The 26,527-nt window shown below is 27.2% G+C and carries 37 protein-coding genes; 33 read left to right on the forward strand and 4 right to left on the reverse strand.

The features are described 5' to 3' along the window. Positions 1 to 399: 399 nt before the first annotated feature. Positions 400 to 528, reverse strand: coding sequence for a YetF domain-containing protein (locus TEGL_RS19785; RefSeq protein WP_416389617.1), 129 nt, complete (start codon positions 526 to 528; stop codon positions 400 to 402). A gap of 509 nt (positions 529 to 1,037) precedes the next feature. Here TEGL_RS19785 and TEGL_RS07570 point away from each other — a divergent pair. From TEGL_RS07570 to TEGL_RS07590, 5 genes are all read left to right on the forward strand, one after another. Next, on the forward strand, positions 1,038 to 1,595 hold the full coding sequence (locus TEGL_RS07570; RefSeq protein WP_018590298.1) for a hypothetical protein: 558 nt from the start codon (positions 1,038 to 1,040) through the stop codon (positions 1,593 to 1,595). 203 nt (positions 1,596 to 1,798) lie between these two features. Next, entirely contained in the window at positions 1,799 to 2,713 is a 915-nt protein-coding gene (locus tag TEGL_RS07575; protein WP_018590297.1) for a DUF2935 domain-containing protein, read from the forward strand. 236 nt (positions 2,714 to 2,949) lie between these two features. Beyond that, a complete protein-coding gene (locus tag TEGL_RS07580) occupies positions 2,950 to 3,084 on the forward strand; it encodes a hypothetical protein (protein WP_278244878.1) in 135 nt (44 codons plus the stop codon). A 288-nt stretch (positions 3,085 to 3,372) separates the two neighbouring features. Continuing rightward, positions 3,373 to 3,858, forward strand: coding sequence for a DUF2975 domain-containing protein (locus TEGL_RS07585; protein WP_018590295.1), 486 nt, complete (start codon positions 3,373 to 3,375; stop codon positions 3,856 to 3,858). A gap of 178 nt (positions 3,859 to 4,036) precedes the next feature. Then, the gene (locus TEGL_RS07590; protein WP_018590294.1) at positions 4,037 to 4,312 is read left to right on the forward strand and encodes a hypothetical protein; all 276 of its coding nucleotides are present in this window, start codon (positions 4,037 to 4,039) and stop codon (positions 4,310 to 4,312) included. 111 nt (positions 4,313 to 4,423) lie between these two features. Here the strand turns inward: TEGL_RS07590 and TEGL_RS07595 are convergent, their stop codons facing one another. After that, complete coding sequence (locus TEGL_RS07595; protein ID WP_154653291.1) at positions 4,424 to 4,900, reverse strand: hypothetical protein; 477 nt, start codon at positions 4,898 to 4,900, stop codon at positions 4,424 to 4,426. Between the two features lie 209 nt (positions 4,901 to 5,109). Then, positions 5,110 to 5,760, reverse strand: a complete 651-nt coding sequence (locus TEGL_RS07600; protein WP_018590292.1) for a hypothetical protein — start codon at positions 5,758 to 5,760, stop codon at positions 5,110 to 5,112. A 180-nt stretch (positions 5,761 to 5,940) separates the two neighbouring features. Here TEGL_RS07600 and TEGL_RS07605 point away from each other — a divergent pair, with 180 nt between their 5' ends. From TEGL_RS07605 to TEGL_RS07740, 28 genes are all read left to right on the forward strand, one after another. Then, positions 5,941 to 6,759: a MerR family transcriptional regulator gene (locus TEGL_RS07605; protein ID WP_018590291.1), complete on the forward strand. Its 819-nt coding sequence runs from the start codon at positions 5,941 to 5,943 to the stop codon at positions 6,757 to 6,759. 72 nt (positions 6,760 to 6,831) lie between these two features. Continuing rightward, positions 6,832 to 7,299: a tRNA (N6-threonylcarbamoyladenosine(37)-N6)-methyltransferase TrmO gene (gene tsaA / locus TEGL_RS07610; protein WP_018590290.1), complete on the forward strand. Its 468-nt coding sequence runs from the start codon at positions 6,832 to 6,834 to the stop codon at positions 7,297 to 7,299. A gap of 259 nt (positions 7,300 to 7,558) precedes the next feature. Then, a complete protein-coding gene (locus tag TEGL_RS07615) occupies positions 7,559 to 7,762 on the forward strand; it encodes a hypothetical protein (RefSeq protein WP_018590289.1) in 204 nt (67 codons plus the stop codon). 14 nt (positions 7,763 to 7,776) lie between these two features. Beyond that, entirely contained in the window at positions 7,777 to 8,124 is a 348-nt protein-coding gene (locus TEGL_RS07620; protein ID WP_242827346.1) for a hypothetical protein, read from the forward strand. Continuing rightward, entirely contained in the window at positions 8,111 to 8,254 is a 144-nt protein-coding gene (locus TEGL_RS07625) for a hypothetical protein (RefSeq protein ID WP_018590287.1), read from the forward strand. Before TEGL_RS07620 ends, TEGL_RS07625 begins: the two co-directional genes overlap by 14 nt. Positions 8,255 to 8,265: 11 nt before the next feature. After that, complete coding sequence (locus TEGL_RS07630; protein WP_018590286.1) at positions 8,266 to 8,709, forward strand: DUF2628 domain-containing protein; 444 nt, start codon at positions 8,266 to 8,268, stop codon at positions 8,707 to 8,709. A 326-nt stretch (positions 8,710 to 9,035) separates the two neighbouring features. Then, positions 9,036 to 9,845 (forward strand): MerR family transcriptional regulator, encoded by an 810-nt coding sequence (locus tag TEGL_RS07635; protein WP_018590285.1) that lies wholly within the window; start codon positions 9,036 to 9,038, stop codon positions 9,843 to 9,845. A 74-nt stretch (positions 9,846 to 9,919) separates the two neighbouring features. Next, the gene (locus TEGL_RS07640; protein WP_018590284.1) at positions 9,920 to 11,254 is read left to right on the forward strand and encodes an MATE family efflux transporter; all 1,335 of its coding nucleotides are present in this window, start codon (positions 9,920 to 9,922) and stop codon (positions 11,252 to 11,254) included. Between the two features lie 235 nt (positions 11,255 to 11,489). Continuing rightward, positions 11,490 to 11,852, forward strand: a complete 363-nt coding sequence (locus TEGL_RS07645) for a DUF2089 domain-containing protein (protein WP_018590283.1) — start codon at positions 11,490 to 11,492, stop codon at positions 11,850 to 11,852. A gap of 20 nt (positions 11,853 to 11,872) precedes the next feature. Continuing rightward, a complete protein-coding gene (locus TEGL_RS07650) occupies positions 11,873 to 12,274 on the forward strand; it encodes an SHOCT-like domain-containing protein (protein ID WP_018590282.1) in 402 nt (133 codons plus the stop codon). Between the two features lie 10 nt (positions 12,275 to 12,284). After that, a complete protein-coding gene (locus tag TEGL_RS07655) occupies positions 12,285 to 12,557 on the forward strand; it encodes a hypothetical protein (protein ID WP_018590281.1) in 273 nt (90 codons plus the stop codon). A 442-nt stretch (positions 12,558 to 12,999) separates the two neighbouring features. Beyond that, the gene (gene asnB, locus TEGL_RS07660) at positions 13,000 to 14,937 is read left to right on the forward strand and encodes an asparagine synthase (glutamine-hydrolyzing) (RefSeq protein WP_018590280.1); all 1,938 of its coding nucleotides are present in this window, start codon (positions 13,000 to 13,002) and stop codon (positions 14,935 to 14,937) included. A gap of 48 nt (positions 14,938 to 14,985) precedes the next feature. Then, the gene (locus TEGL_RS07665) at positions 14,986 to 15,264 is read left to right on the forward strand and encodes a hypothetical protein (protein WP_018590279.1); all 279 of its coding nucleotides are present in this window, start codon (positions 14,986 to 14,988) and stop codon (positions 15,262 to 15,264) included. 276 nt (positions 15,265 to 15,540) lie between these two features. After that, positions 15,541 to 15,906, forward strand: a complete 366-nt coding sequence (locus tag TEGL_RS07670; RefSeq protein WP_154650620.1) for a hypothetical protein — start codon at positions 15,541 to 15,543, stop codon at positions 15,904 to 15,906. 12 nt (positions 15,907 to 15,918) lie between these two features. Next, positions 15,919 to 16,086, forward strand: a complete 168-nt coding sequence (locus tag TEGL_RS07675; protein WP_018590277.1) for a hypothetical protein — start codon at positions 15,919 to 15,921, stop codon at positions 16,084 to 16,086. Between the two features lie 84 nt (positions 16,087 to 16,170). Then, positions 16,171 to 16,557 carry a hypothetical protein gene (locus TEGL_RS07680; RefSeq protein ID WP_018590276.1) on the forward strand — a complete coding sequence of 129 codons (387 nt, stop codon included), beginning with the start codon at positions 16,171 to 16,173 and terminating at the stop codon, positions 16,555 to 16,557. Positions 16,558 to 16,627: 70 nt separating this feature from the next. Beyond that, on the forward strand, positions 16,628 to 17,425 hold the full coding sequence (locus TEGL_RS07685) for a DUF975 family protein (protein ID WP_018590275.1): 798 nt from the start codon (positions 16,628 to 16,630) through the stop codon (positions 17,423 to 17,425). Positions 17,426 to 17,461: 36 nt separating this feature from the next. Beyond that, entirely contained in the window at positions 17,462 to 18,205 is a 744-nt protein-coding gene (locus tag TEGL_RS07690; protein WP_018590274.1) for a DUF4184 family protein, read from the forward strand. A gap of 148 nt (positions 18,206 to 18,353) precedes the next feature. Further along, positions 18,354 to 18,887, forward strand: a complete 534-nt coding sequence (locus TEGL_RS07695; RefSeq protein WP_018590273.1) for a leucine-rich repeat domain-containing protein — start codon at positions 18,354 to 18,356, stop codon at positions 18,885 to 18,887. A gap of 246 nt (positions 18,888 to 19,133) precedes the next feature. Then, a complete protein-coding gene (locus tag TEGL_RS07700; protein WP_018590272.1) occupies positions 19,134 to 20,123 on the forward strand; it encodes a CPBP family intramembrane glutamic endopeptidase in 990 nt (329 codons plus the stop codon). Between the two features lie 245 nt (positions 20,124 to 20,368). Beyond that, the gene (locus TEGL_RS07705) at positions 20,369 to 20,782 is read left to right on the forward strand and encodes a SoxR reducing system RseC family protein (RefSeq protein WP_018590271.1); all 414 of its coding nucleotides are present in this window, start codon (positions 20,369 to 20,371) and stop codon (positions 20,780 to 20,782) included. 43 nt (positions 20,783 to 20,825) lie between these two features. Then, complete coding sequence (gene rsxC / locus TEGL_RS07710) at positions 20,826 to 22,154, forward strand: electron transport complex subunit RsxC (RefSeq protein ID WP_018590270.1); 1,329 nt, start codon at positions 20,826 to 20,828, stop codon at positions 22,152 to 22,154. A gap of 17 nt (positions 22,155 to 22,171) precedes the next feature. After that, positions 22,172 to 23,149 (forward strand): RnfABCDGE type electron transport complex subunit D, encoded by a 978-nt coding sequence (locus tag TEGL_RS07715; RefSeq protein WP_018590269.1) that lies wholly within the window; start codon positions 22,172 to 22,174, stop codon positions 23,147 to 23,149. Beyond that, on the forward strand, positions 23,142 to 23,702 hold the full coding sequence (locus tag TEGL_RS07720) for an RnfABCDGE type electron transport complex subunit G (protein ID WP_018590268.1): 561 nt from the start codon (positions 23,142 to 23,144) through the stop codon (positions 23,700 to 23,702). Before TEGL_RS07715 ends, TEGL_RS07720 begins: the two co-directional genes overlap by 8 nt. A gap of 1 nt (position 23,703) precedes the next feature. Further along, a complete protein-coding gene (rsxE, locus tag TEGL_RS07725; RefSeq protein ID WP_018590267.1) occupies positions 23,704 to 24,333 on the forward strand; it encodes an electron transport complex subunit RsxE in 630 nt (209 codons plus the stop codon). Further along, positions 24,333 to 24,908, forward strand: a complete 576-nt coding sequence (locus TEGL_RS07730) for an electron transport complex protein RnfA (RefSeq protein ID WP_018590266.1) — start codon at positions 24,333 to 24,335, stop codon at positions 24,906 to 24,908. The genes rsxE and TEGL_RS07730 overlap by 1 nt, the downstream gene beginning before the upstream one ends. Before the next feature lie 14 nt (positions 24,909 to 24,922). After that, positions 24,923 to 25,735, forward strand: a complete 813-nt coding sequence (gene rnfB, locus TEGL_RS07735) for an RnfABCDGE type electron transport complex subunit B (RefSeq protein ID WP_018590265.1) — start codon at positions 24,923 to 24,925, stop codon at positions 25,733 to 25,735. 87 nt (positions 25,736 to 25,822) lie between these two features. Beyond that, a complete protein-coding gene (locus TEGL_RS07740) occupies positions 25,823 to 26,209 on the forward strand; it encodes a VOC family protein (protein ID WP_018590264.1) in 387 nt (128 codons plus the stop codon). A gap of 25 nt (positions 26,210 to 26,234) precedes the next feature. On the opposite strand, the gene TEGL_RS07745 is transcribed toward TEGL_RS07740, so the two are convergent. Next, on the reverse strand, positions 26,235 to 26,432 hold the full coding sequence (locus TEGL_RS07745) for a hypothetical protein (RefSeq protein WP_018590263.1): 198 nt from the start codon (positions 26,430 to 26,432) through the stop codon (positions 26,235 to 26,237). Positions 26,433 to 26,527: the final 95 nt, after the last annotated feature.

The following is a 26,527-nucleotide window of genomic DNA, read 5'->3' on the forward strand; positions in this document are numbered from 1 at the left end:
AAATAGTTATTAGTTGAGTATATATTCAATTGCAGATTCATAACATGATAATTTACAAAAAAATATAATGGTGCTAAAATAGCAATAAACGAATTAGTTATAACTGAGAGTTTTAGAAAGTTAAAGTAAATCAAAGAGACTTAAACTAATCTATATATAAATAGATAGGTTTACGCCTACATAGATTACTTATAGAAAAGAACTTTCAAGTTGTTTTTATTATCAAGTGTAGCAAGAAAAACATTTTTGCATCAGTTTGATACAAATTTTTAAATTTGGAAATAACCCAATATTCATTTTTATATTCAAAGATGAAGGTGTAATTGGTTCGTATTCTGTATATAAAAAACAGAAATTTTATCATTAGGCTCCCAAGTCGCTAGTGTTACTTTTTTCATATCATCTACTTTTTTTGCGTAATTTTTCTAATAATATGTCAATTGATATTCTTGATTTTGTCAATTCCTTATAAAGAATTTCACTATTTTTAACAATCATAATTGGTGAATGATTAATAAATTTTCTAATCCAAGTCTTTAATCAGACAAAGGATGAGCAATAATAGCACGAAGTATCCAGCCAATGGTACTAAGTGTTTCCTGACTATGTAGAAAGTCCATATAAAATATCTACTTTGTCTAAGTAATTTAATAATTTTCTAAGGAGTAATAATTGAATTAGATTTCAATGGAGCACTACTAATAGTTGCAATAAGGGAGTTCTTATTATGATTTTTAATAAACTTGCAACAATAGCAAAAACAAAAAACTTAATAATTCGTCACCTAAAAGCATAAAAAGTAGCTTTAACCAGAGAACATTGTTTGTAACTGGATAATCCTGTGTTCTTTTGATTTTCTACTATAATGTTTATCTTCGCATATATGAGACGTAAGGTTAGAATAATACAATCTAGGGTGTAGGATACATAGATTATACAGCATGCAATGGGAGAATGAAAATTACTCATATTTTGTAACATTATGTAACCATCATTAATATTATATATGTATATAGTAAAAAGTTTGGTGATTTGCTATGTTAAAAAGAGATGATAAATGTAATAGAAAAAAGCTTTTAATTAAAGAATTAATAAATGATTGGGATGAACTTAATATATCCTTTAAAGCATTAATTATTATTGGAATGATTTTATTTATAGTAGTAATATTCACAGCAATCTATAGTGATGGAGTAGATGAAGTGCGAAATTCATTTGAAGTTGTTTTTAGGTCAACACTAGCATCTGTATTTGGATTTTTATTAAGTTCTAATATAAAAGCAAATAGCAGTAAAAGAAATAATGAAATAGAAAAAATAAAATCAAAGATATTAAGTGTACAAAAAGAATTGGACTCATTGGATGATACTATGGAATTAAGTGATAATGAGTGTAAATTAGAGGAATTATACACTTATAAAGATATCAACTTGGTTCAAATAATTATAGCATTATCAATTTGTATAATATGTATAGCTATAATATGTATATTAATAATTACAAATAATTTAGACAATTTGCCAGCAGTTTCTCAAATTAGAGATTTAATGTGTAGCTCCATTGGTTTTTTAATTGGTGAGTCTAAAAAGAAATAGATAGTTATAAAAAATGAAGTTAACAGTTAAATAAGTAAATTTATTATAACTGTTGGCTTCATTTTTATTTAAAAATCCAAATTATATTTACTATGGGACATTTTAATATTACAAGGTACATTGAAAAATATAAAGATAATAATTTTATCATAAATTAATATTCTAATACATAAAATGTATAAAAGTTATTTTTAGGAGGCAATATGATAAACAATCAAAGGTATGCTATTTTATCACTTGAACTACATTTATTCTTTGGAAGGATAATGAAGGAACACAGCCTTTTTTTAGAAGCTGGATTTACAGCTAAAGACTCAGAGCTTGCTAAAGAGGCAGAACATTATAAAAATCAATTTGAAAAATTATTATCATTTGCAGTAAGTGCCAGCAATGGCATAATAAGATCAGATGTTTTAAACTCTGGAGAAATTATAACTGATTATACATTGGGAGCAGAAGAAAAAACTCAAGTATTGACAGGTATAGATATAGATCAAAATATAACTATTATGGAATCAAGGTTGCATAGTGGAAATAATCCTCAGGTTAGCCCTAATTTAGTAAACTATGTAAATCAACTTAATATGAATGCAAAAAGGCTTCTTAATGGACTTATTAATTTTAAGAAGAGAATATTAAATGATGTCTTATCATGTAATTTATTTACAGTCAATTATCCATTACTTATTGAACATATAACTCGTGAAGCAGAGTTATATTTATCATTAGTAAATGACCTTGAGAATAGGGTTGATATTGACTCTAAGGATGCTAGAGAGACTGAGTTATTTTGGGATCAAATTATGATGGAACATTCACAATTTATAAGGGGATTACTTGATCCTACTGAAGATAGTTTAATTGATACTGCAGATGAATTTGCAGATGTATTTAAGGATTTGATGCAAGAGGCTCAGGCTATGACTGATATGACCATAAATAGTGTTACAGACCAAACATTAAATCAAACTGTTCAACTTAAGAATTTTAAACAAGCAGGAACAGAAGGTATTGCCAGCTGTAAAATAAGATCCATAATATTACCACTACTTGGAGATCATGTACTAAGAGAAGCTAATCATTATATTAGACTATTAGAAACTTATAAAAAAATGTAATTTGCAAATATAATATTAAGGAGCTATCATACTGAAAAACAGTGAGAAGCTCTTTTTTCATGTGAAATAAAATTATATATGTAAATGAATGTAGCAATTGTACTAATAAGTCAGAAGTTATATTAATAGCTAGAATACACTAGTTAATGATATAATGGATTAATTTAACATAAAGAATATATCCATATCAAAGATTATGCGTTAATATTATAAAAAATTAAAAAAAGGTATAAAAAATGAAGTTATTATTTAAAGATGAAGTTAAAGTAAGCCGATTATTAGTGGCATTTTTATTATTAATTATAGGATTTGCCATATTGATGATGAATAATATCCCTGTAAGTTTTTTATTGTTTTATTATCTGAATTAATTGGCTTCTGGTTAGTATTTGGTTTTGACGGAGTAAAGAAAATATTCTCACTACCTAAAAAAGGAGCAGTAAAAATATATTACTAAGCATTGTAATGTTATTTAAAACCATATTTATGGTTGCAGGTAAAGAAATATTAGTAATATTGCCACTTTTATTAATAAATACAAGAGAGTTATTATATGTTTATAAATAAAAATATATTGATTTACAACCTTTATTTATTGATTATCAATAAATAGAGTGGTATGATATAATCATATACTACTTAAGAAAAGAGGTGACAAAATGAATACAAGCTATAAAATATTAAATACTTTATTAGTACTGTGTATGATAATTACAGGTGTAATTCTTTTTTCACTACCATCAATTATAGATGCAGCATTTAAGGGTACTACATTACTACAATTATCAAATCCTAATATAGTAACTGGAGTTACAATAGGAACTTATATATGTTCTGTACCTTTTGTAATTGCATTGTTTTTATTAAAAAGATTAGGTAAATCATTGTCATCAGAAAATCAATTGATAAAAAAGGTTTCTTCTATTTTTAAAGGAATTTCCATTTGTGCTTTTATTGAATTTTGTTTGATAAATATTATTACTTTTATCATAGCATTTTTATATATCCATGATAAAAATGCATTTTTTTCTATAATTGCTGAGTCTGGAATAATTTCAATATCATTGTTAGTAGTTGGATTTGTATGCGTACTATTATCTAACTTTTTTAATAAAGTTATAGAATTAAATAATGCAACAATATAGGGGTTAATACTTTTACTCGAGAATGATTAAAAGCTAGAATTCAAATATTATGTATTTATGAAACAAATTGATGAAATAGTAGTTGTTTGTAGCTTATTAAATAAATTTTTAAAATATAACAAACCTTATTGCTTATTTCGTCGTATATATTATAGGTGGAATTAATAAGGAGGTTTTTATGAGATTTAAGAAATCAATTATACTATATATTTGTGTATTATCAATTATTTTTATATTCATGTTGCCATCATATACAACTGGACCCAAAATATTAAAATATAATCAAAAGAGGGGAATACATTTATATTGGACTAATTCAAATTTTAGAAACAAAATTGAAGTTGCAGGTAGGAAGAAAAAATTAGTGCGGTATTTTGATGGTAGATTTTATCCTATAAAATTTAACTTTGGATTTATGAAAGTCAAAGGAAGACGTGGATTAATTCATTATTAAATAATAAAATGTATAAAAAAGTAACTTTATTACATATAAAAAGGTAGGTGTGGAAAATAAAAGTCCATATCTACCTTTTTATTTATAATAAGTAATTGAATTAAAAGAATATTATAAATTATAAAATGTTTCAATATATGAAATCATCTGATCTCCTAGATTCAAATAATAATATATATATGTTAAATATTGGGAATGGAAAAGATAAGCTGCTTCAACTTCGTTGTTTATAAGTCCGTCAATTAGGGCTAATTGTTGATTTAAACTCATCTTATAAGCATTTAACAAAATACTAATTTGTTGAGAAAATAATAAATCTGGTGGAGAGTTATTGTATTTTTTTTCGAACATTTTTATTGAATTTTCTATTGATATTAGTTGAGATATATAAAAATTTATTTCTCTTTTTATTTTACTTGAATTATCTTTTACTGCAACTGGAGTTATGATGATAGTATTTATATTTGCTCTCAATGTTTCTATTTCATTAAGAAATCCCAATAGTTCATCTTTTCCTTTTAAATTTTTATACATTGGAGGTACTGATAGTTCAGATTGTTCAGCAAAGCTTGTATAATTATTTGTCACAATAAGTGAAATTAATAATAGACTTACGAGGATGCATTTTTTCTTCATTTTGGTGTCCTTTCTAATTTAATAATTTAAGAATAGTTTATACTGATGTACTAAAGTTTATTCAAATGAAAGTCGATACAAGAAATTAAATCTTTTAATTTGATTAGCACAAAAATAAAAGAGAGCTGTATCATATATAAGTGATACAGCGCTTTTTATAACTATTTAAATTTTTGAGGAAATTGCTTTACAATACCTTCAGTAATAATATCTGCAAACGCAATCATATGATCCTCGCCTTTATCATATGCCTTTATATCTGCATTCCAATCCTTATTTAACCTAGCAACAACTTGATCTGTAACATATTGTAAATGTTTATGCAACATGTCTTTTAGAACTTTTTCTGAATAATTAGGATTAGCAGAACTTAAAAACTCAGCTATTTTATCAGCATTTTCATACCAAAGTTTATTGTATTTTTCTAAATCAGTTTTATTTCCAGTTTTAGCAGAATCAGTAACTTTAACTGCAAGTTCTATATGTTTTCTTAACAATGAAGCAAGTTTATTTCCTGCCTCTTCTCCATAATAAGGTTTAATTGAATTTCCAATATCATTTTGATTTTTAAGAAGTCTCTCTAATACAGGGCCTTTATCTTCCAGTGAAGATAAATCACTAATAATAGTACTTCTAGTCCAGGACACATGATCTATCCAAAGTCTTCTTTGTAACATTTTTAATTCGCAGATTGCCTTATTGCAAGATACATCATTAGAAGAGATAGCGTCTAGAGCCTGAGCCTTAAATGGAATGAAAATAAGTGTTATCAAAAATAATGATAATAATGAACTTTTAAAAATTTTATTCATGCATAGTTTCTCCTTTATTGTTAAATTATAAATTAGTTTTTCCAAAGCTAAATAGAGATATTCTCTTTTAAAGAAGCTTGATATTATTACTATTACTCCTCACTCAATTTTATTTATATGTAAAAGTAAACATATCAGTATGTTATAATTGTGAAATATATTGGATATAAGGAGGAAATCATGTTTAAAATTGGGGAATTTTCGAAACTTACTCAAGTGTCTATCAGAATGTTAAGATACTATGATGAAATTGAACTATTAAAACCAGCAAGTGTGGACTTGTCTACAGGATATAGAATGTATTCTGCAGCTCAGATACCAATTCTTCAGAAAATAATTTTATTAAGAGATACGAAATTTTCAACAGCAAAAATAAAAGACATAATACTAAAAGATAAAGAAATAAATATAGCAGATGAATTAGAAAAAAAGAAAGAGGAAATTAAGAAAGAAATTGAATTAGAAAAGCAGATAATTAAAAAAATAGATAATGCAATAAATGAAATAGAGGGCAAAAATTTCAAGATTCATTGCAATATAAACTTTAAGAAAGTAGATAAAATATTCATACTATCTATTAGGGATAAAATTCCAACTTATTTTCATGAAGGCCTTTTATGGAATAGATTATGTGATTTTATTAGTAAAGAAAATATTTATATAAAGCAGCATATATATAATAATGTTGCTTTATATCATGATATTGAACATAAGGATGAAAATGTAGATGTAGAAGTTGGTATGATAGTAGATAAATTAGGCAAAAACAAAGACGGATTTATATATAGAGAAGTAAAAGGTGTAGAAAAAATGGCTTATGCAATGGTATACGGACCATATAGCAATTTAGCAAAAGCTTATGAAATGTTAGCATATTATCTTGAAAGTCATAATGAACAGATGTCAGATAAACCTTCTAGGCAAATATGTCATATAGGAGTGGACCATACTAAGAATCCAGAAAAATACCTTACTGAGATACAAATTCCATTAAAGTAAAATTTGTTGACTCTCACATTATGTGAGGGTCTATTATATTTTTGTAAGATAATTTTCTAGGAGGTAAACATTATGCAATTAAAAGAAATTGGAAAAATAAATGTGGAAGGAAAAGATATGTTTCTTCAAATTAATAATGAGTATGTAAAGGGGCTCCAAGGATTAGAAGACTTTTCTCACATTGACGTAATCTGGTGGTTTGATAAGTGTGACAATAATAAAAATAGAGGAGTTACAGAAGTAAATCAACCTTACAAAAAAGCTCCCCAAAAGTTAGGAGTTTTTTCAACTAGATCACCACAAAGACCAAACCCAATAGCATTATCTATAACTGAAATAACACATATTGACTATGATAAGGGTAGAATTTATATTACTTATATTGATGCAATGAATAATAGCAAAATTTTAGATATAAAGCCATATACTCCAAGTATAGATAGGGTAGAAAAACCTAATGTTCCTAATTGGTGTAGTCATTGGCCACTATCATATGAAGAGTCTGGCTATTTTGATTGGGAAAATGAATTTTTATTTTAAATTGATATAATATGTATTTATATTATATCAATTTAAAATTATGAAAGTATCTACAGAGACATTGAATTAAATTATCCTTTGCACAGTAAGAGATGAAGGACCGTATCACAAGTAAGTGATGCGGTTTTTTTGTAAAAAGAATTATAGATTGCTAAAGATAACTTACAAATTCATAAGGTTATGTAAATTTATTGATTAATAATAAGAAGTCAAATACTATATAGTTGATATGTTAAGGAAAGTATAGGGGGGGAATAATTTGAAAAATGTGGATGGTATAGAAGAACAATTAGGAGATATATCAAGTTCTATTGATGATATCAGTACTGCTATAGATGAATTTAGTCAAGATTATAGTGATAGTGGTTCTTTAGCTGGTATTGGATTAATTATTATAATTGTATTAATCTGTATTAATAATAATATAAAAAAACTTACACAAGCAATTAGGGATAAAAAGTAAGCAATCGTTCTTAAGTGTTACTAAATAAATTTATAGTTGTTGCAGAAAAAAGGAATTTGAATGGAGGTAAAAATAATATGGAATATACCATGTTTTTGATTGTACCTATATTAGGTTTATTATTATATGTTGAAAATCAAAATTTGAAGAAAAAAATTAAAGACCAAGAAGAGTGTATAAACAAATTGTGTGAGCTTACAGGAAATGATAATTTATCTTCTAATTGGGTTTCGTCAGAAGTAAAGAGGCGAATTGTTGATTTAAAGAAGGATGGAAAAACTGTTGAAGCTATCAAACTACTTAGAAATAAAACAAAAATATCGTTATTAGAGGCAAAAGAGTATATTGATGAACTTGATTAGTATAATGACTATAGCTATAGGATTTTACTTATCAATATTAATAATTTCTATAATATTAGCTATAGCTGCTATTGTTCCAATAGTGGTATGTAAAATTAAGACTAAACATATAATAGGTGGGAAAAGTTAGGGGATAAATTTATGATTAATAATGAAGATTTTGCTAAAGTAGTTCATCAAAAATGTGACTACTATATTCCAAAATTTGAAGATATGAAAGAAAGTAAAAGTAAAGAAAGTTGGAATTTTGCTGGTTTTTTCTTTACTTCTAGTTGGTTAGTATATAGGAAGATGTATGTAGAAGGATTTATTGCCTTAGGTATAAGAATATTAGTAATGTACATAGATCAATATGAAAGACCAGTGTCATGTATGATTCGTTTAATATGTGGGATTTATGGCAATTATTTATATTTAAAACATTGTAAAAAAAAGATAAATGATAATATTAATTTAGATGAAGATTTAAAAAGTGATAAGTTGCGTAGAGCAGGTGGTGTAAGTATAGCTGGCCTGATGGTAGTTTTTATAATTATATTTATTGCTACTGGAATATATGTTGAATATAATCCATCACCATTTTAATTAAAAATTTATAATACTGACAGCCTAATAAATTCCAATTTACTTGTTAGAGCTATAAATAGAAATTTATATAGCAGATTTAATTAACAACTTTACTATATTACGAACTTCAAAGTAGGAGAACATTCTCCTACTTTTTTAATTTTACAAGGATTATAATATCTCAAAATTTGTGCAAAATTTATGTATAATAGTAATATGAGTAGAGAATACAAAAGTAATGAAAATATAAATGAAACATTAGAAAATAACTTTGAATAGTTTAGAAAAACACGTGGAATAGAGTTAGCAAAGAAAGTTGTTAGCTATCAAAAGGAGCAAAAAATATGGAATGGAAGATGACAGTAGGGCAGATGAGTAAGCTATTCAATATCACTGCAGAGACCCTTAGACATTATGATAGAATAGGTTTACTTAAACCAATGATAAATGAAGAAAATGGTTATAGATATTATTCAATTAAAGAAATGGAAATGTTAGATTTAATATTAGATGCAAAATATTTAGAGCTGCCGCTTTCAAATATTAAAGAGGTTATTGGAAATAAAAGTATAGAAAATTACATAGAACTAATAGAATTGCAAGAAAAAACAATAGATGAGAAAATAGACCACTTGTTAAAAATAAAAGAACAAGCTAAAGAAAAGAAACAAATATTAAATGAAATGATGAATTTTAAAAATAACTATAACTTTGAACAATTAAATATAGTCCAAGAAGAAAATACTATAATATATATACCTAATGAAGCTATTATAAATAGAAAAGTTACACAAAAAGATGCTTTGTCAAAGTCAATGTACTTAGAGCAATGGATGATATCATACAGAGCAAAAGATTGCAACACATTAATCTATGATGAAGCGAATATGGGAATATATGAAAAAGACGCACATAATTTAATAATACCAGATAGCAAAAAAATCTTCAAAAAAACCTATAGTGGAAAAGCAATTAAAACTAAATTTGTAGGAACCTTTGAGGAATTAGAAGAGTATATTATTTCTATTTTAAATCACTACTATAAAAATGATAAAGAATTGAATTTAAACATAAATGTAAGTTGGATATGGAGTGTTTACAACGAAAAAGGAACTATAAACTTTATGGAAATTACTATTCCATTGGAAGTATGATTATGAAAAAAAATAAAATAATCTATTGACATTTGTGTTACACAAAACTTTATACTTATATAGAGGTGATAAGTATGGATCAGAAAATATTAGAAACAGAAAAGCTTTCGAAATTATTTATTAAATTTACTATTCCAAGTATTATAGGTATGATATTTATAGGAGTACAAGGTATAATAGATGGATTGTTTGTAGGTAATGTTATAGGAGGAAATGCCCTAGCAGCAGTGAACTTAGTTCAGCCTTATATGCAAATTATAATGGCCTATGCACTTGTAATAAGCGTAGGTGCACAAAGTATAATTGGAATAAACTTAGGTAAGGGAGAAAATGAAAAAGCACAAAATATTTTTAGAACTTCATTAATTTTGCTTACTTTAATTTCTATATTAGTAATGGTGATTGGAATATTCTTTAGTGATGAGATTGCTATATTCTTAGGTGCTAACGAAGTGCTTTTAGAAGGGGCTTCAACTTATATTAAAACTATATCTTGCTTTGTAATTTTTGTTTCAGTGATGTTTTTATTTGAAATGATAGTCAGAACAATTGGTAAACCAAATATTTCATTAGTAAGTATGATTTTAGCAGTATTATTAAACGTGGTTTTAGATTATCTTTTAATTAATAAATTTAATCTAGGAATAAAAGGCGCAGCTTTGGCTACTGGTATATCTTATACATCAGCATTTTTTATTAATATAATACCTTTTTTAAGTAAAAAAACTGTTATTAACTTATATAAAGGAAAATTTGATAAAAGTTGTTTATTTCCAATGGTATACAATGGCTCTTCGGAAGGGATTTCGTCACTTTCAAATGCACTTTCAATGTTTCTATTTAATACTGCATTGATGAAGATGGCAGGAGAAAATGGAATAGCTGCATTTTCTATAATAAACTATATAGCCCAAGTAGGGTATATGGTATTGTTTGGAATAGCAGATGGAGTAAGGCCAATAATAAGCTATAACTATGGTGCAGAAAATGAGAATAGAGTAAATAAAACATTAAGAACATCAATTATAGCTAATTTAGTAATTGGCGGAATAATATTTATAGTTATGGAGATGTTCTCTGAGCCTCTTATAAATGTTTTCTTAAAGGATGGACAGTCGGTACTAGAAATGGCTACTGCAGGTGCAAGAATTTACGGAATAGCATTTTTACTTAATGGTATTAACATATTAATATCATCGTACTTTACTGCAATAGATGACCCTAAATCTTCTATAATAGTTGCAGTAAGTAGAGGAATATTGTTTATAGTTATAGGTATTTTTATACTTCCATATATATTTGGAATAAATGGAATATGGGGAAGTATAGTTTTTGCAGAAGTAATAACAATAATTATATGTTTTAAATTATTAAAAAATAAGGAATTTGTTAAAGTGGTAAATTTATAGATAAATTAATATTAGATGAAGGAAGATAAACTTAGTTTGACTTCCTTTTTTAGTTGAAAGAATTAAATAACTTTATATATATTTCGTAATGATTAAAATTAATAAAATTATAATTAATATTATCAATTTATACATTGAAAAAAATTAAAAATATTAAAGTTAACATTAATAAATTTAAAAATACTATTGCGTTTTTAATAAAATTTAATATACTTATATTAAAGGAAGTGATAATGTGCATAAAATTATAACTAAATGTCCCGTTTGTGCGGAAGAAATGAAGATTATGAAATTAAAATGTAATCATTGCAACACGATTATAGAAAATGAGTTTTCTATTTCAAAATTTGATAGATTATCAAAAGAGCAACTAAATTTTGTAGAAGTATTTTTATCTTGTAGAGGAAACATAAAAGATGTGGAAAAACAACTTGGCATATCTTATCCAACTGTAAGAGGTAAGCTTGACGATATTAATAACAATCTAGGTTTAGTAATTAAAAAAGATACAGAGAAGGAAAAAGAAAAAATAATGGAAATGTTAGAAAACAAGGAGATAAGCTCAGAAGAAGCTATTAATCTTTTAAAAAAATTATAAAGTATGAAGGAGTGATTAATATGGAAGATAAAAAGAGAATTTTAAAGATGGTTGAAGAGGGAAAAATAACTGCAGAGGAAGCTATAAAATTATTAGATGTGCTAGATTCCAATGAAAAATGTGATATTGTTGTTAAAGAGGAAGTTATTGAAGATGATGATTTTTTTGATATAAAAAATGATGGTAAAAAAGGAAAAATGTTATTTGTAAGAGTAAAAAGCCAAGATGGAAGCAAAGTTAAGGTTAATATACCATTAGAATTTATAAAAATAATGGGTGGAATAGGAAGTATGTACAGCAGTGAACTTGAAAAATACAATATAGATATAGCTAAATTAATGGATGCAATAGATAATGGATTTGTTGGAAGAATTGTGGAAGTAGAAAATGGAGACGACAAGGTAATAGTAGAAATACAATAGGTGTTTAAATATGAGAATAATTGTAAAAAACAAAGAAGACAATGTTAACATAAATATAATAGCACCCATAAACGTTATAACGACTTTATTAAGAGTGTCTAAGCCATTTATAAAAATAGATTTTAACAAAGTATTTAAAAATAACAAAATAAATTATATATTTAGCTCCAAAGATGCGGCTGTTATTATAGAGGGCTTGAAATACCTAAATAAAGAACATAGAGGACTATATCTAGTAGATATAGAAGAAGAAAATGGAGATATGGTAAAAATAAAAATCTAAAATAGTGATTCTTAACAAGAATCATATCAAACTTAAAAAATAACTGTACATTAGTGTAATAACTAATGTACAGTTATTTTTTAATTTATTATAAAGTCGGTGGAAAAATCCATAAAATTATCTATAAAACAATAAATTAATACAAAAATAATTGATTTTACAATTTTGAAACAATTCTAATACAAAAGTAATATCTCAAGTCAGTAAAATATAATCATAATTAAAATTAATGATAACTAAGGTTGGAATACAAAAATTATCATTAATATTCAACACAAGTATTATATTGATATTTATATTAAGTATCATTCCTAAGACAAACGTGAGTAATGGATGTACACTTCAAAGACAAAATTCAAAAAAATATAGAAAAATTGTATATAAATTTAAGTGCTTAGGTATTTTTAAAAATGATAATAACTAAAGAAAAGAGTGAAAAGTTATGTGTGGGTTTGTAGGATACACTGGAAAAATAAAAGATAATAAAAGCGTTATAAAGAAGATGTTAGATAGAATAATACACAGAGGTCCAGACCAAATGGATGTGTATAGTGATGATAATATTACACTGGGATTTCGAAGACTAAGTATAATAGATGTTGCAGCACCTAGCCAACCTATATTTAATGAAGATAAGAGTTTAGCACTCTTATTCAATGGTGAAATATATAATTACATAGATCTAAGAGAAGAGTTAATTAATAAAGGACATATATTTCAAACAAAAACAGATAGTGAAGTTCTTATACATTTGTATGAAGAAGAAAATAAAGCAATGGTACATAAATTAAGAGGTATGTTTGCTTTTGTTATTTATAATTTTAAAGATAACAGTTTATTTATGGCCAGAGATCATTTTGGAATCAAGCCATTATATTATTATAAAACACAAAATGATAATTATTTATTTGGTTCGGAGATTAAAAGTTTTCTTGATCATCCAGAGTTTAAAAAACGTTTAAATGAAAAATTAATACAACCTTATTTATGTTTCCAATACTCAGCAATTTTAGATGAAACATTTTTTAAAGGTGTTTATAAAGTACCACCAGGACATACAGTATACATTGATAAAGATAAATTTAAGGTAGAAAGGTATTGGGATATAAATTTTAAAAGTAAGAGTGATTCTTATGATAAAAATATAGATAAATATATTAGTGAAACGGAAAATGTAGTAAAAGATTCTATTAAAGTGCATAAAAACAGTGAAGTACCTGTAGGTACTTTTCTTTCAGGAGGGATAGATTCTAGCTATATAACAGCTTTATTAAAACCAGAAAAAACTTTTTCTGTGGGATTTAATGAAGAAGGATTTAGCGAAAATGACTTAGCAAAAGATTTAAGTGATATATTAAAAATAGAAAATCATAGAAGAAAAATAAGTGGGGCAGACTGTTTTGATAACTTAAGTGACGTAGTTTACCATTTAGACGAACCACAGTCCAATCCTTCAACTTTACCATTATATTTTTTAGCAGAACTTGCAAGTGAACATGTAACAGTAGTTCTATCAGGGGAAGGTGCAGACGAAATATTTGCAGGATATGAGTGGTATGAAGAAGACTCTCGAACAAAAATATATAGAAAATTACCTAAGAATTTAAGATTAATGAATGCTAAGATAGTAGAAAAATTACCAAATTTCAAAGGAAGAACGACTATAATAAGAAACTGTGGAAAACCAGAAAATTATTTTATAGGGCAAGCGCAAATATTTGAAGACAGAGAAGCAAATAAAATACTTCGTGACAATTACAAAAGTGATATAACAACAAAAAAAATAACATTGCCACTTTACAATAATGTGCTAAACAAAGATGAATTAACGAAGAAGCAATATCTAGATTTGAAATTATGGTTATCAGGAGATATATTATTAAAAGCAGACAAAATTAGTATGGCACACTCTTTGGAGTTAAGAGTACCTTTTTTAGATAAAGAGGTTATGTCCATGGCCCAAAACATTCCGGTAGACTATAGAATATATAATGGAGAAAGTAAACATATTTTAAGAGAAGCATCTAAAAGAGTATTACCAAAAGATTGGTCAAAAAGAAAAAAGAAAGGTTTCCCTGTGCCAATAAGAATATGGTTAAAGGATGAATATTACTACAATAAAGTTAAAAGTAAGTTTGACAGTAGATATTCTAAAAAAATATTTAATAATAAAGAAATATTAAAACTTCTAGAAGATCATTACTGTGGAAAAAGAAATAATGCTAGAAAAATTTGGACTATATATGTATTTTTAGTTTGGTATGAAAGATTTTTTATTTTGGAAAATAAAAATGAAAGTATAAGAAAAAGACATTTACAAATGAATTCTAATTTTAGATATAATACAAAATTTTCACAAGAATACAAAGCTATATTTTAACTATTAAGTAGTTATGAGTTAGATTGATGAAATAGTAAGGAGGTTTTTATGAAATTTAAGAAATCAATTATATCAGCTATTTGTATATTATCAATTATATCTATATCCATATTTCCTTCATATGCAACAAAATTAAAAGCATTAAAATATAATCATAATAAAGGTACATATTTATATTTGATAAATTTAGTTTTTAACCATAAAATAAAATTTGTAGATGGAAAGAAAAAATTTGTCCGTCATTGTGATAGAAGATTTTTTCCAAAAAAATTAAGTTTATATCTACCTTTTTATTTTGCTGAATATAGAAATAAAATAAGCAAGTGATACGGTTTTTGTAAAAAAAATTAAATACACATAAGTTTATAGAAAAAAGTTACATGGATGACAGAGAGCTATAAAATGTAAGAAATATTTTGATTTTGATTTGTGAAAAGTTATCAATTTAGATTTATTTTAATGGCTATGATTATAAAATCATAGCCATTTTTTATAAAGATTCATGGTAGGCATTTAGTAGTTTTTTATTTGTCCATAAAAATGTATAATAAGGTAGTATATAAAACAACAAGGAAAGTGTGAGTGTTTATGTCGATGCATTTTATGCTGGGAAATAGTATAGAAGAAGCTATGTACAAAGAGTGTTTACTTACAATAGATGATGAAGTTGATTATTTTATTGGTGAAATTAAGGAATACTTAGATGTTATATCTAAAGGAAGTGCAGATGTTCTATTTAGTATATATGCTTATGGGGAAGAGCTACTTTCAAAGGAGCAAGTTGAAAAGTTATTGATGCTAGGTAAAAATATGTTAGATGAAGAACTTATAGAACATCTTAAATACTTGAGATTATTCAAACGACACAATGTAGATGAAAAAGAATATATTAGTTTTGCTAATGATCTAATAAATGTATGTACTCAAGCAATTAAAGAAAATAAAACAATAATCAGCATAGGAGATTAAACAATATAAAAAATGAATTTAAATTTAGGTGAGAATAAAATAATAAGAAAACTTAAATATTTAATTTTAAATATACAAAAATTAAAACACGACTACATATTAAAAAAATATAAAAAAGAAAATCAAAATGTAATATATGTAAGCATAGATTCTTTAGATTACTGGTGGGGGAATTTATGAATTAACAGAAAAAACAGATTGGGAAGATATTAACTAAAAGGATTTTGTAAAAAAATATGTTGTTTCCTGAAGAATAATTCCATAATGTATCATTATTATTACGATAATATAAATGAACATGATTTTTATGAAGTGCCTTTTGAAGCTGAAAGAAATGAAACAAATGTAAAACCACGTTCTATAGAAATATGGCATCCAAGTAAAAACATAGATAAGAGTGTATTAGATGACTGCGTAAAAACTTTTTTAAAAAAATTAATGCACATTAATGTTGATACAGTTGGGTACAAATATGAAATTTCCTATGAAAGTGCTATTAAAGAATATATTGTAAATATTGAATCTATGGATCAATGTGATGGAATATCTTTTTTAGATGACTTGATAAAAGACTTAGAAAAAGAATTGAAAGTACTAAAAGAAAAGATATTAGAAATTCTAAATATTAAAAAATTACACCCTTACAAATAAAAGATACGAAACTGTAAGGTTATAGAACAGTGTTTTACGATATAATCATATCAAAGAGAGGGGAGATAATATGTGGAAAAGTAGCCAGTTAAAAGAAAGAGCAAAAATCACTTTTAAAAGGTGTTACTGGAAAGCAGTATTAGTAAGTTTTATAGCATTTGTTTTAGCAGGAGGTATGGGACAGGTAGCCAATAGTGCTAACGAAATAAGGGAGGATTACAACAGCGCATACAATGAAAACTACACAGAAGAATACGAAGATGCATCTGTAGATATAAAAGGAGGAGCTACAAGTATATTTGAAAATATATTTGCAGATGGTTTAGTCCTACTTTTTGTAAACATATTTATAGTAGCTATTATTTTAAGTTTGCTTATTAAATTACTAGTAGCCTATCCTATAACTGTAGGTAAAAATAATTATTTTATGGGAATTAGGCATAAAGAAAAGCCTGTAAAAAGTATATTATTTCTTTATAAAAGTGGAAAACTTAAAAGTTCAATATTCACCATGTTTATGATGGATTTATTCATATATTTGTGGTCACTATTATTTTTAATACCAGGAATAGTAAAATCTTACGAATATAAAATGATACCTTATATATTAAGTGAAAATCCTAATATAAGCAGAAAAAGAGCTTTTGAAATAAGTAAAAATATGATGTATGGTAATAAAGGTGGAGCTCTTTTACTGGATATATCTTTTATAGGTTGGTATTTATTATCAGCATTAACTTTAGGATTACTTTCTATATTTTATGTAAATCCATATGTGGAAAGCACATATGCAGAGCTATATGCTTTTCTTAGAGAAGAGGCTCTAGAGAAGGGGTATGCAGAAGAAAATGAATTAATTGGATTTTAGTGGGAAGAATAGCAGACACATATTAGGAGGAAAAATATGCCGTTTACATTTGCCCATCCGTCCATTATACTACCATTGAAAAGCAAATATTTTAATTTCAGTGGTTTAATATTCGGATCCATGGCTCCAGATATAATATACTTTGTATTATTTAGTCCAAGTAGTAATTTAGGCCATACGTTTTGGGGATTTTTATTATTTAACTTACCCATGTGTTTTTTATTGAATTACTTATTTTATAAATATATACAAGAGTTATTTATTTGTACATTACCTAATTTTATATCAAACAAATATATGTACTTGATTAAAAATAAAAATATATTATCAAATAAAAGAGATATTTTTATTTTTGTTTATTCATGCTTAATAGGAATGATTACTCATGTATTATGGGATGATTTCACACATAACACAGGTTTTTTTGTACAAAACATTGGTTTTTTGAGAAGTAGTATTACTGTATCACATTTTAATATTTCAATTTATAAAATACTTCAGCATGGCAGTACGTTAGTTGGATTTTTTATTATATTTGTTTATATTTATAAAAACAGAGACACAATGAATAAAAAATATTACTTAGTAATAAATAAAAAGAAAATTTGTTTAAGTATAATATTTATTACATCTATACTTACAATATCGTTTACTACTTTCTTCTTGAAAACAAGGGGATTTGTTGGTATTGGTAGGATAATAGTTACATTTATAAATAGCCTATTTATATCCTATTTGGTTGTAGGTTTTGTATATAATAATAAGTTGTTTATCAAATAATATATATAAAAATATAGGGTGAATTAACCCTATATTTTATTTTTTGTTTTATTTATTTAATGATAAATTTATCAGATTAGTTAGATAACTTTACATTATTTTCAAAATAGATATAATATATATATCTATATTAAGGGGAGACAGAAAGATGACAAAAGAGAATGAAAAAGACGAATATGTTTATGAAGTAAAAGGCAGAGGGATTATAATCAAAGAATACATTGGTAAAGAACAAATAATTAACATACCAGAAACAATTGAAAATAAGCCAGTAACAAGAATTGCTAGTGAAGCTTTTGAAGGAAGAAATCTCTTAGAAGTATATATGCCAGACACTATTAAGGAAGTAGGTAAATTTGCCTTTGCATCAAATATGTGTATGAAAGAAATAAAGTTATCAGCAAATTTAAAGGCAATACCAGAAGGAATGTTTGCTTTTTGTGGGAAGCTTAAAGAGCTGAATGTGCCATCATCAGTAAAATCTATGGGAAAAAATTCACTTGACTCTGTGAAACTGAGAAAATTAACAATTCCAAACTCAGTTGAAAAGATTAGCAATAAGATTTTTGGTAAAAACATAGAAGGAAGTAAATTTACTACTTTTGTAGTTGAAAAAAGTAGTTTTGCTGAGGACTTCTTATCTTCTAAGGGTTTAAAAATAGAATATAAAGAAGAAATATAATTATTAAAAACTTGTTATAATAATTTGTAATAGATTAACATAAACATACATAGAGCACCCATTAATATGGGTGCTGTTTTAATATTAAAAAAGTGATTTTTAATTATGATAAATAAAATTATATTACTTGACTACTACCACAAAATGGAATACAATCATCTTGAATACATAGGAATTCTAGGTATTTAAAATTTAGATTTATCAATAAGTTAATAATTATATTAGACTACACAAGGAGGAGTTATAATGAGTAATGATGTTAAAATTATAAAAAAAGAAATAAGAAATTTTCTACTAATCAATTTTGGGATTATAGCCTTTATATCAATATTTTTATTTATTTCTTCATCAAAAACAAATGCTGAAGATTTAGCTGCTAACTTTGCTGTATTATTTATGTATATTCCAGCATTTTCAACTATTATAGTTTTAAAGAAAATTTCAAAATATGAGTTTAAACCTGAGATAGACAAATTTTTTAAGGTTTTTGCAATAGCTACAATTTTGAGGATAATTACTACAATAGGTGAATCATTTTTACCAAGTAGTGGGTGGTTATCATCAATTATAGATACTATTGTATCTGTATATCTTTTATATTTAGTATTAGTAAATAGTTATGAAATGAAAGATATAAATTTATGTTTTGGTAAAAATTCTAAAAAAGTTGCAACCGTTATATTAATATTTATAGTAATTATTTTAGCTAGTAACATACCAGAATTTATAAATGGGCAAGTGAACTCAGATAAACTTATGGAAAATATAGTAATGGCCATTATGAGTTTAATTGCTAATTTTTTAATCGGGTTTAATTTATTCTTTGGAGAAGAGTTTGGATGGAGATACTTCTTACAGCCTAGATTACAAAAGCTTTATGGTAAAAGAATAGGTGTAATAATTCTAGGTTTTATATGGGGGATTTGGCATGCTCCACTTTGCTTCACTCTTTACAGTCCCAAAACACCTTTATATTGTGTAGCTGGTCATGCACTCACTTGCATATTCTTAGGTATTTATTTAGGGTACGCTTATATGAAAACGGAAAATATATGGGCTCCAATGTTGTTACACATGGTAAACAATGTTATTGGGATCATATTTGGAGGAGGATATACGGCAGTATACACATGGGAAATTCTTTTATATAGTATTTTAACTTATGCAATATTATTTACACCATTCTTACTCACTAAAGAGTATAAATCAAATAAAGAAAATGAAGTTTTATACTAGAACAATAAAAATGTCCAAGGCTGTATCAATGATGATATGGTCTTGGACATTTTTATTTATTGTATTAGATTCGTTTTCGTGATATAAAATTTTAAAAAATAATGTTAATTTAATTTAACGGTTAAATAATTAACTTTTATTGTTTATGGACACGAGAGTTAATATTATTTAGGCAAGAGAATAATTATTTATAAAAAATGTATTTGTAATGGAAGACACTAGAAGAAAGAATTGGAGGTAATACCGTGAAAAGGAATGAAGTTGGATATGTGGTAGAGCAAAATGATGATATCACTAAAATTAAGCTTGGAAGGCATAGTGAATGTAAAAACTGTGGGGCTTGTCCGGGAAACAATAATTTAATCGTATCTGTAAACAATACCATAGGAGCAAAAGTTGGAGATAAGGTATGTGTTCAAATTCAACAGGATAATATAGTTCCGTCGGTTTATATAGTTTATATTCAGCCGCTATTACTAGTATTTATGGGATCTATAATTGGATATTTAGTTTCTGTATACACACATAAATCAGCCACAGTGTTAAAAGTAGTATTTGGAGCTATCTTCTTTATCATATCAATAATATTTATTAAAGTAGCAGATAAAAAAGCAGGTAAGAGAAATAACTTACCTACTATAATTAAAATTATTTCTTAAAATAGATCAACTGTAATAATTTCTTATAAAGGGGAGGTAGAAAATGTTTAAAAATTTTTATGGAGGAATTCATCCCAAAGATAATAAACAACTTTCAAGTAAAGTTCCTATAGAGATAGCTCCTATTCCAAAAAAAGTGGTAATACCTATTAGACAACATATTGGAGCAGAAGCAGTCCCTGTAGTTGAAAAAGGGGATATAGTAAAAAAAGGACAGTTAATAGCGAAACAACAAGGATTTGTATCGAGTAATATTCATTCATCCATATGTGGAGAAGTGGTTGATATTTGTCTTTATAACAATGGCACTATCGGAAAGTGCTTATCCGTAATTATAGAAAGTAATGGAGAAGATGAATGGGCAGAAGATACTTTGGTTTATAGAGACTATGAAAAATTATATGTAAGTGAATTAAAACAAATAATTCAAGATTTGGGAGTAGTAGGAATGGGAGGAGCAACTTTTCCAACTCATGTTAAATTATCACCAAATAAAAAAGTGGATACTCTTATTTTAAATGGAGCAGAGTGCGAGCCATATTTAAATGCAGATAACAGAATACTTGTGGAATATACAGAAAAAGTAATTAAAGGAACTAAAATAGTTATGAAAATCTTAGGTGTTACTAAGGTATACATTGGTGTGGAAGACAACAAGAAGGAAGCTATTGAAAAATTAAAAGAAGAGTTATTAAGAATAAATGAAGGAAAAACAGATATAGAAATTGTGCAACTTCCTACTAAATATCCTCAAGGAGCAGAAAAAATGCTAATAAAATCTATTACAGGAAGAGAAGTTCCATCAGGAGGACTGCCTACAGATGTTTCTGTAGTAGTAGAAAATGTGGGAACTATTGTTGCAATTTACGACGCAGTTTGCAGTGGAAAACCAGTAATAGAAAGAGTAGTTACAGTAAGTGGAGAAGGAGTAGCACATCCTAAGAATTTACTTCTAAAAATAGGAACAACTTTTGAAGATGCTATTTCCTATTGTGGAGGAGTAAAGGAAGAATATAAAAAAGTAATAATGGGTGGGCCAATGATGGGATTTGCAGAGTATACATTAGACATTCCCGTAGTAAAAGGTACTTCAGGCATATTGTTACTAACAGAAAAAGAAACAAATATTCAAAAACAATATCCTTGCATAAAATGTGGTAGATGTGTTCAAGCATGTCCTATAGGCTTATTACCGTGCACCTTGGCAAATCTTAGTGATAAAGATGCATATTTGTTAGCAAAGGAAGAATACAACTTGTTAGATTGTATAGAGTGTGGAAGTTGTGCTTATTCATGTCCAGCTAAGAGAAAAATAGTTCAAAGCATAAGATATGCTAAAAGACAGTGTCACGCGCAAGGTAATAAAAAATAAGAAAAGGAGGTGCAACTATGAATACAGTATCATCATCACCCCATATAAGTTGTGATGAATCAGTTCCGAAGATAATGTGGAATGTAGTATTTGCCTTAGTTCCAGCAGCACTATTTGGTGTGATTTATTTTAAAACTAATGCTTTAATAATAGTTATAGTAAGTATTTTAAGTGCTGTCTTAGCCGAATATTTAGTACAAAAATTTAGAAAACAATTTATATCTATTTCTGACGGAAGTGCAGTATTAACCGGTTTATTATTAGCAATGTGTATGCCACCTACAATTCCGGCATATATGGTTGGAATCGGAGCAGCCATCGCTATAGTTATAGGGAAACATTCCATGGGAGGTCTTGGTCAAAATATATTTAACCCAGCTCATATTGGTAGAGCAGCTTTGATGGTATCTTGGCCAGTAGCTATGACTACTTGGTCACAAGTTACAACAAGTGTAGATGCAGTAACTTCAGCTACGCCTCTTAATATAGCAAAAATGCAAGGTTATGATGTTTTAATACAAACTTATGGTGGCAATTTGGAACTTTATAAAGCATTGTTTTTTGGAACAAGAAATGGATGTATAGGAGAAACATGTACGATTTTACTTCTTCTAGGAGGAGCATATTTAATTTATAAAAAATATGTAAACTGGCAAATTCCAGTAGTAATGATAGGCACAGTGGGAATTTTCACTTGGATATTTGGAGCAAATGGATTTTTTACTGGTGATCCAGCATTTCATATGATGGCTGGTGGATTGGTAATAGGTGCATTTTTCATGGCAACAGACATGGTTACCATTCCTATAACGAAAAAAGGACAGTTAATATTTGCTTTTGGAGCAGGATTGATTACGGCAATAATAAGATTACAAGGCGGATATCCAGAAGGCGTTTGTTACTCAATATTATTAATGAATGCACTTACACCATTGATAGATAGGCTAGTGAAACCAAAGATATTTGGTCATAAGGGGGTTTCACAAGATGTCTAAAAAAGAAGATAATAAAGGAACCATATTCAAAATTACTTTAAATTTAACCGTAGCATGTTTTGCTTGCAGCTTGATAATAGCTTTAGTTTATTTTGTTACAGCTCCAGTTGCAGCTAAAAATGCAGAAATTCTAAAAAATGAATCTATGAAAGCTTTGATTAAAGAAGCGAATGATTTCAAAACTATAAAAGGCAAAAGTGAATTTTATGAAGCATTAAAAGATAATAAAACTATTGGTTATATAACTCAAAGTGAGACTAAAGGATATGGTGGAACAATTAAATTGTTAGTAGCCGTTGATACAAAGGGTCAAGTAATTGGATACAATGTGTTAAGCCATAATGAGACACCAGGTCTAGGAGACAAAACAACTAAATCTCCATTTAAAGACCAATTTAAAGGTAAAAATATAGACCACTTAGTTGTTACTAAAGATCATTCTGATAAAGATGATGTTCAAGCTATAACAGGTGCCACAATTTCATCAAGAGCAGTTACAAAGGGTATACATGAAGCTGTCCAACAGGTAAATGAATATATAGGAGGTAAGTAATATGACAAGTAAAGAGCTGTGGAAGGTTTTCTCAAAAGGCATATATAACGAAAATCCTATATTCAGATTAGCACTTAGTTTATGTCCAGCTTTAGCCGTTACGTCCAGTGCAATAAATGCCCTTACTATGGGCTTATGTGTGTTATTTGTTATAACAGCAAATAACACAGTAGTATCTTTAACAAGAAAATTTGTAAATAGTAAAGTACGTGTCCCTGTATATATAACCTTTATTGCAACTATTGTTACGGTTGTTCAGCTTGTTTTACAAGCCTATGCTCCAAAACTATATAGTGACCTAGGCATATATTTATCTCTTATAGTTGTATTTGCTATTATATTAGCTCGTGCGGAAGTTTTTGCATCAAAAAATAAAGTTTTACCTTCTTTTCTAGATGGACTTGGAATGGGATGTGGATTCACAATAGCAATGGTAACTATAGGAATAATAAGAGAATGCTTAGGAAATGGGACTATATTTGGAATGACTGTAATGGGTTCTTGGTATAATCCTGCATTAATTATGATATTGCCACCGGGGGCGTTTATATTAATAGGATATATTATGGGAGCAATGAAGTTGTATGACAAAAAAATAGAAATGAAGAAATATGAGGTGGGTGAAAATTAATGAAGGAATATTTGTTTTTATTTATTTCAACTATCCTAGTAAATAACTTTGTGCTAACACGTTTCTTAGGACTTTGTATATTCTTTGGAGTTTCTAAAAATTTAAATGCATCAGTTGGTATGGGGATGGCAGTAACTTCCGTTATGACACTAAGCACTATTTTATCATGGTTAGTTATGCATTTTGTTCTAATTCCATTGAACTTAATGTTTTTGAAAACAGTTGTATTTGTACTTTTAATAGCAAGTTTTGTTCAGCTTCTGGAGTTGATTATAAAGAAATATTCACCAACTCTTTATGGAATGTGGGGAATATACTTACTATTAATAGCTACTAACTGTGTAGTACTTGGAGTACCACTAATAAATGCAGAAAATAATTATCCTTTTATGATGAGCGTAGTAGAAGCTCTAGGGTCAGGAATAGGTTTCGCCCTTGCAATAACTGTAATGGCAAGTTTAAGAGAAAAATTAGTCTATGCTGATGTCCCAAAAGCTCTACAAGGTATGCCAATAGCATTTATCATAGCAGGTATGTTGGCACTATCTTTTTTAGGCTTTTCAGGAATGTTGTAGGGGAGGGATAAAATATGGAAGTAGCTATATTAATAGTAATACTGATGACTTGCGTAGGCCTTTTATTTGGTTTCATATTAGCCATAGCAAATAAAAAATTTGAAGTAGAAGTAAATCCATTAATACACATGGTGGAAGATGTATTACCAAAAGGACAATGTGGTGCCTGTGGATACGCAGGGTGCTTAGCTTATGCAGAAGCCGTAGTTATAGACGAAGACGTTTTGCCTAATTTATGTATACCTGGAAAAGAAGTTGTAGCAAAAAGAGTAGCTGAATTAACTGGAAAATTTGCAGAAGAAATAGAGCCTAGATATGCTTATATTCACTGCGATGGTTGTAAAGATAATAGTGTTGATAAATATGAATATGATGGAATACAAGATTGCATAAGTGCCAACATTTTTCTAAATGGACCAAAAGCTTGTGAATATGGATGCTTAGGACTTGGAACATGTGTAAAAAACTGTCCATTTGATGCCATAAAAATGGGTGAAAATAATTTGCCTGTAGTAAACAAAAACAGATGTACAGGTTGTGGTAAATGTGAAAATGCTTGTCCTAAAAAAGTTATTTCTATGGTCCCTATAGATGCTCATGTGCAAGTAAAATGCAACAATAAAGATATAAGAGCAGTTTCAAAAAAATTCTGTAGTGTATCTTGCTTAGGGTGTGGTGTTTGTGCTAAAAAATGTGAACACGAAGCAATCAAGGTTGAAAACAACTTGGCTATTGTGGATAGTGATATTTGCATAGTGAAATGCTCAAATCCTACATGTGTAGAAAAATGTCCATCGAAGTCTATAAAAGTTGTAAAAAATAAATAAAAAACTTTAATGAAAATATAAAACTCTATCTTGGTATGTATTACAATTACTATGATAGAGTTTTTTAATTAATAAGGGGGTAACTATATGAAATCAGAAATTAATCTTATTACAATTTGGACAGATGAAATAGACAGAATGAGAAGTTTTTATAATCAAGTTCTTGGATTTAGAATTAAAAATGACCTTGGAGAATATGTGGAATTTGATAATACGGGAGTAAGATTTGCCATTTGCTTGAGAAATGTTATGAACGGATATAGTAATGAATATAGTAAAAAAGCAGATGGGCAGTCTTTTGAACTAGCTTTTCCATGCGAAAATCCAAATGATGTTGATAAATCATTTAAGCAATTGATTTCAATGGGTGCAACTTCTATTCAAGAACCACAGAATATGCCCTGGAGCCAAAGGACTGCATTATTTGCAGACCCAGATGGTAACATACATGAAATTTTTGCAGAGATAATTTAATTATAATGATTGATTTAACGGTTGCTTATAAATTATATATAAGTAAGCAAATATAAATTAAAATAAAACTAATTGAAATAAGTAATACAATGTACTGAGATTTTTTGCTTAATTTTGAAAAAATTTTATCTAAAATAATATCATCACATAAGTTAAAAATAATTATAATAAAAGTAGAAATAGTAATAGCCGTTGCTAATAAAAGAGCTAGGTATACTGGCATAACAGTACCTCCATGAAAATATTATAGTAATTAAATTGTATCATAGTGAATCCATAATCTCTTCGTTTTGTTTTATTAATTTAATATATTGACAA

Source organism: Terrisporobacter glycolicus ATCC 14880 = DSM 1288 (genome assembly GCF_036812735.1).
Lineage (GTDB): Bacteria > Bacillota > Clostridia > Peptostreptococcales > Peptostreptococcaceae > Terrisporobacter > Terrisporobacter glycolicus.